This window comes from Nonomuraea sp. NPDC051298 (genome assembly GCF_055586305.1).
In genome coordinates, this window is the sequence record NZ_JBVJIM010000004.1 from 583,212 (window position 1) to 588,428 (window position 5,217).

General features: G+C 72.5%; 5 protein-coding genes. 2 read left to right on the forward strand and 3 right to left on the reverse strand.

The annotated features are described in order from the left end of the window. Positions 1 to 108: 108 nt before the first annotated feature. Together ACZ6S0_RS16285 and ACZ6S0_RS16290 are read left to right on the forward strand one after the other, a co-directional pair. Positions 109 to 1,269 (forward strand): sensor histidine kinase, encoded by a 1,161-nt coding sequence (locus tag ACZ6S0_RS16285; protein ID WP_465917602.1) that lies wholly within the window; start codon positions 109 to 111, stop codon positions 1,267 to 1,269. Beyond that, the gene (locus ACZ6S0_RS16290; RefSeq protein WP_465917606.1) at positions 1,266 to 1,958 is read left to right on the forward strand and encodes a response regulator transcription factor; all 693 of its coding nucleotides are present in this window, start codon (positions 1,266 to 1,268) and stop codon (positions 1,956 to 1,958) included. The genes ACZ6S0_RS16285 and ACZ6S0_RS16290 overlap by 4 nt, the downstream gene beginning before the upstream one ends. A gap of 28 nt (positions 1,959 to 1,986) precedes the next feature. Here ACZ6S0_RS16290 and ACZ6S0_RS16295 read toward each other — a convergent pair whose 3' ends face one another. The 3 genes from ACZ6S0_RS16295 to ACZ6S0_RS16305 are packed head-to-tail and all read right to left on the reverse strand — an operon-like array spanning position 1,987 to position 5,214. Then, the gene (locus ACZ6S0_RS16295) at positions 1,987 to 3,018 is read right to left on the reverse strand and encodes a methyltransferase (protein ID WP_465917610.1); all 1,032 of its coding nucleotides are present in this window, start codon (positions 3,016 to 3,018) and stop codon (positions 1,987 to 1,989) included. A 14-nt stretch (positions 3,019 to 3,032) separates the two neighbouring features. Beyond that, positions 3,033 to 3,686, reverse strand: a complete 654-nt coding sequence (locus ACZ6S0_RS16300; protein WP_465917614.1) for a DUF6875 domain-containing protein — start codon at positions 3,684 to 3,686, stop codon at positions 3,033 to 3,035. A 16-nt stretch (positions 3,687 to 3,702) separates the two neighbouring features. After that, positions 3,703 to 5,214, reverse strand: coding sequence for an ArnT family glycosyltransferase (locus ACZ6S0_RS16305; protein ID WP_465917618.1), 1,512 nt, complete (start codon positions 5,212 to 5,214; stop codon positions 3,703 to 3,705). Between the last annotated feature and the right edge of the window lie 3 nt (positions 5,215 to 5,217).

Consider the following 5,217-nt stretch of genomic DNA (forward strand, 5'->3'; position numbering starts at 1 on the left):
CAGGCAACGGGTGTTGCGTCGCGCGTCATTCTCGCGGAGGAGCGCCCGCGTCGTGGGCGGGGGTTATCCTCGACGTACGCCATCCATGGGACCTTCGCAAAGGACGCTATGCGATACCCCCGCCGGGCCAACGACGTCCTCCTCACGGTCGGCGCGACCGCGTGCCATCTGCTCGTCTGGACGGCGAACCACGAGCCGCGGCTCTCCGCCACGCCGTTGACGGTCCTGGTCCTGGTCGCCCCGACCGTCCCGCTGCTCTGGCGCCGGACCCACCCCCAACTCGTGTTCGTCGCGGTGGCCGTCGCGTGCGTGGCCTGGTCGGTGCTGGTCCGCCCGTACACGGACGTGCAGATCGCCCCGCTGTTCCTGGCCGTGGCGCTGTACTCGCTCGCCCGCCACGCCCCGACGGCGCGTGCGGTGGCCGGGCTGATCGGAGTGTGCGCCCTGATCGTCGTCGACGTCGTCGCCTCGTCGTGGCCGGACGGGCTGTCGGCCGCCGTGGGCACGCTGGTGGTCCTGCTCGCCTTCCCCATCTGCATCTGGCTGCTCGGGCACGGCCGGCGCCGGATCGGCATCGACGTCCAGCGGCTGCGCGAGCTGACCGGCCGGCTCCGGGCCGAGCGGGAGCTGAGCGCCCGCAGGGCGGTCGTCGCCGAGCGCGCCCACATCGCCCGCGACCTGCACGACGTGGTCGCCCATCACCTCAGCGCCATCGCGGTGGTGGCGCACGCCAACGCCGAGGTGGCGGCGGACGACAATCCGGTGCGGAAGGGGCTGACCACGATCGCCGCCACGGCCGACACCGCGTTGGCCGACATGCGGCGCCTGCTCGGCCTGCTCGCCGCCAGCGACGAGGCCGGGGAGCCGTCGCCGGAGGCGTCCCTCGGTGACCTGCGGCAGCTCACGGAGGCCGCGCGGGGCGCCGGGTGCACGCTCGACGTGAGCATGGACGACGACCTCGACCTGCTGTCGCGCTCGCTCCACCTCACCGCCTACCGCATCGTGCAGGAAGGGCTGACGAACGTCATCAAGCACGCGGCCCCGGCCGACGTCACCCTCCGCGTCCGGCGACAGGGCCCCGAGCTGCGCATCAGTCTCACCAACGGCCCGTCCCGCGCCGTCCGGCACCGCATCGGCGGCGCGGGAATGGGCCTGACCGGGTTACGCGAACGCGTCAAACTGCTCGACGGCACCCTGCGGGCCGGCCCTGCCGACGACGGCGGCTGGCGGCTGCTCGCCACGCTCCCGCTCGGTCCGGAGGCCGGGTGACGAGGCCGCCGCTGCGCATCGTCCTCGCCGACGACCAGTCGGTCGTCCGCGCGGCACTGCGGATGGTGATCGAACGCCGCGCGGACCTCCAGGTGGTGTCCGAGGCCGCCGACGGCGCCCAGGCGGTCGCCGCCGCCTTCGAGTTCAGGCCGGACGTCGTGGTCATGGACGTGCGCATGCCCGGGATGACGGGGGTCGACGCCACCAGGGCCATCGTCAGAGACTGGCCCCACGCGGACCCCCACCCGAAGATCCTCATGCTCACCACGTTCGACCTCGACGAGTACGTCCACGCCGCCCTGCACGCCGGCGCCGCCGGTTTCCTGCTCAAGAACAGCCAGCCCGACCAACTGGCGGACGCGATCAGGATCGTCGCCGAGGGCGAGTCCGTCCTGTCGCCGTCCACGACCCGCCGCCTCATCAACGTCTTCACCCGCCTGCCGACCGCACAGCACTCGGCGGCGGGGCGGGACGACCTGGTCGGCCGGCTCACGGAACGAGAGCTGGACGTCCTGGTCCTGCTGGCCAAGGGCCACACCAACACGGAGATCGCCGACAGCCTCGGGCTGACGGAGTCGAGCGTCCGCAGCCGCGTCAACCGCATCCTGACGCGGCTCCGGCTCGACAACCGCGTCCAGGCCGCGCTGGCCGCCTACCGCGCCGGGCTGATCCCGGACGACGAGCCATGACGACGAGCCATGATGCGCGGCCCCTCGGTCACGTCGCGCCCGACTTGCCCGCCTCGATCACCATGGCTCCGCTGCTCAGCCGGTGGCGGGCGCGCACCTCGAAACCGGCCTCGGAGAGCAGCCGGCCGAACTCCTCCGCCGTTCGCTCGCGACCGTCGACGACGGACATCATGTACAGGTCCATCAAGCTCACCATCCGCGCGTGCGGGCCGCGCGGCGCCCGTTCGTCGGCCGTCCGCTCGATGATCGCGAGCGTGGCGCGCGCCGGCATCGCCCGGCGGCAGACGGCCAGCAGGTCGAGGCACAGCTTGTCGGTCCAGTCGTGGAGGATGTCGCGCAGCACGTACAGGTCGCCGCCCTCGGGCACCTCCGCGAAGAAGTCGCCCGCCACGACCGCGCACCTGTCGCCGACCCCCGCCGCCTCGACCCGCACCCGCGCCTTCTCCACGACGGCCGGCCGGTCGAACAGCACGCCTCGCGAGGCCGGCGCCGCGATCAGGAGGTGGGCCAGCAGGGCGCCGTCGCCGCCGCCCACGTCCACGATCGTGGGATGGTCGGCGAAGCCGAGGGTTTTGAGCTGCTCCAGCGTGACCTCGATGTCGGACGCCTGCGAGGCGTAGAAGACCGATCGCAGCTCGGGATCCCGGCCCAGGTAGGTGAAGAAGTCCAGGCCGAAGATCTCGTCGAAGGCGGGCCGGCCCGTGTGGAGGGTCTCCAGCAGCCCGTCCCACGACCGGCCGACCTCGCCGCCGGCGAGCCTCGCCGACGCCCACGCCGACCCCGGCACGTCGCTGCGCAGGGTCGTGCCGAAGGGCGTGAGCGCGAAGGCCCCGTCCGGCTGCTCGTCGAGCACCTCGAACGCGACCAGCGCGGTCAGCAGCCTGCGGAGCGGGTGCGGCGGTGTGCCGGTCCGCAGCGACAGCTCCGCCGCAGTCAGCGACCGCTCGCTCAGCAGATCCGGGATGCGCAACGCAGCCGCGGCGGACACCGCCGAGGACGCGAGGCGCCCGAGGATCAGCATGCGCATCTTGACGGCGTGGTCGTAATGCCCGGAGTCCAATTCCACCTTCTCCTTCACGCGTCCGCCAGCGACTGCCTGGCCGCCGCTTCCGCCCGCTCCAACTGTGCCGTCCAGTGCTCGTTGAGCCGCCCGTCGAATAGTCCCCGGTAATAGCCGAGATAGGTGAGCAGCCGCTGCGGGGTCGGTTCGTGTTTGGCGAAGAACAGGACGTCGGCGGGGACGATCGGGCGCATCCCGAGGAGCGGGACGGGGCTGGCGAACGGCCGGAAGTCGTCGTTGTGCAGCCCGGGCAGCTCGTGGTCGGGCCAGAAGTCGCCGGCCATGAACCCGGCCTGGACGAACTCGGGCCGCAGCGTGGCGTGGACCCGGTCGACCATCGCCTTCAGCTCCGGTTCCTGCAGCCCGTACGGCACGACCATCGACACCAGGTACGTCCGGTTCGGCCCGAGTGCCGCGCCGCGCCGTACCATGTCCGCGCGCAGGGTCCTGGCCAGGTCCACGAGGGCGTCGTCGCCCCTGGTGGCGTCGTACGACCGCAGGGTCACGTAGTCGTGACGCAGTGCCCGCACCATGAAGGGGCACACCACGCCGTCCCGCCCGAGGTCCGGGTGGGGGTTGGGGGTGTACTCGCTGATCCATCGGCGGGCCAGCTCCATCCGCTCGTCGGGCACGGGGAGTGACACGGGGGCTGACACGGAGGGTGACACGGGGAGTCTCCTTTCGTCATGCGCTGATATGCCGGAGCTGTGGCCACAGGCGACTCCACCGCTCCTTGGGGTCGTGGCAGACGAGCACGGGCTCGTTCTGGAGCCCGAATCGGCCACGTTCCTCACACCTGTCGAACAACTCCGTGAAGTCGGGCTGGACGTTGACGGCGATGACCACCGTCCTGTCGTCAGCGGGCCGCGCGAAGGCGTGCATCGAGTTGTGCCCGCTGTAGACCGGCGGCAGGGCGTTCTCCGGCCCGTACCGGGCGAGGGCGCCGGCCTCGGCGTACGTGCCACCGAACAGCACCGCGCGTTCCCGCTCGCCGGGCGGGAGCGAGCGGTACACGGCGCCGACCTGAGCGGCCAGTTCGGGCCAGCCGATCTGTTTCGTGGTGATCTGAGCGATGCCGAGCACCGGATACCGCGCCAGCCACGACTCCGGGATGACCGGCAGGCCGGCCACCGCCGTGTAGACGCCGTTGCCGGCCAGCGCGGCCACCAGCGCCACGCGGCGCAGGACCCCCGACGTCCATCGCGCCGCCGGCACGCATCCGGCGGCGACCAGCGTGACCAGGCAGCCCATCGCGTAGTGCACCTTGCCCGCGCTGAGCACCACGAGCGCGGCCACGATCAGGAAGCCGACGCCGAGCGCGCGATAGCGCCGCCACCGCGGCCACCGGAACAGCGCGAGCAGCCCCGCGACCCACAGCGGAGTGACCAACGGCCCGATCAGGACGACCTGGAGCGGCAGGAACATCACCCGGGTGGCGGTGCTCCCGATCGCCCCGATCTGCTGGGCCATCTCCAGTTGCGGCCACCCATGGACCGCCTGCCAGGCCAGGGCCGGCGCGGCCACCAGGGCGGCGCAGCCGATCCCGGCCCACAGGTGCGGACCGCGCAGCACCCGCCGCGGCCCGGCCAGCAGTATCCCGCCCACCAGGCCGATCGCGAGCAGCACGACCAGGTTCTTGGCGAGCAGGCCGACGCCGCCGACCAGGCCGGCGACCAGCCACAGGCGCGGCTCCCCGGTACGCAGGATCCTGATCACCAGCCAGCTCATCGCCACCCACACGGGGATGTCGACGGTCGCGGTGTGCAACATGTGGCCCACCGCCGTGGGGAACATCGAGACCGCGGTGGCGACGGCGGCGAGCACCTGGGCCCGGCGGGCGCCGCCGAGTTCCCTGGCGACCAGCGCGGCCAGCAGCACGGTGAGCCCGGCCAGCAGCGCCGGTATCACCCTGATGGCGATCACGGTGTCGCCGAACAACGCGATCTGCAACCGCGCGAGCAGTGGCACGAGCGGCGGCTGGTCGACGTATCCCCAGTCCAGGTGCTGCCCGGCGACGCGGAAGTACAGCTCGTCGGCGTCGTAGCCGTACCGGCCGCTGAGCGTGAGCAGCAGCGCGGTCAACGAGCCGCCCACCGCCGCCACCGGCCGCCACGCCACGGAAACGAGACCGGGGCCTGTCGCCGCGCCCGCCTTCGTACGTGTCCCCGTGCGTGTCCCCGTGCGTGTCTCCGCCACCGG

Excerpts from the sequence above, each read along its gene's own strand:
- ACZ6S0_RS16285 (WP_465917602.1), top strand. The coding sequence starts at position 109 with ATGCGATACCCCCGCCGGGCCAACGACGTCCTCCTCACGGTCGGCGCG.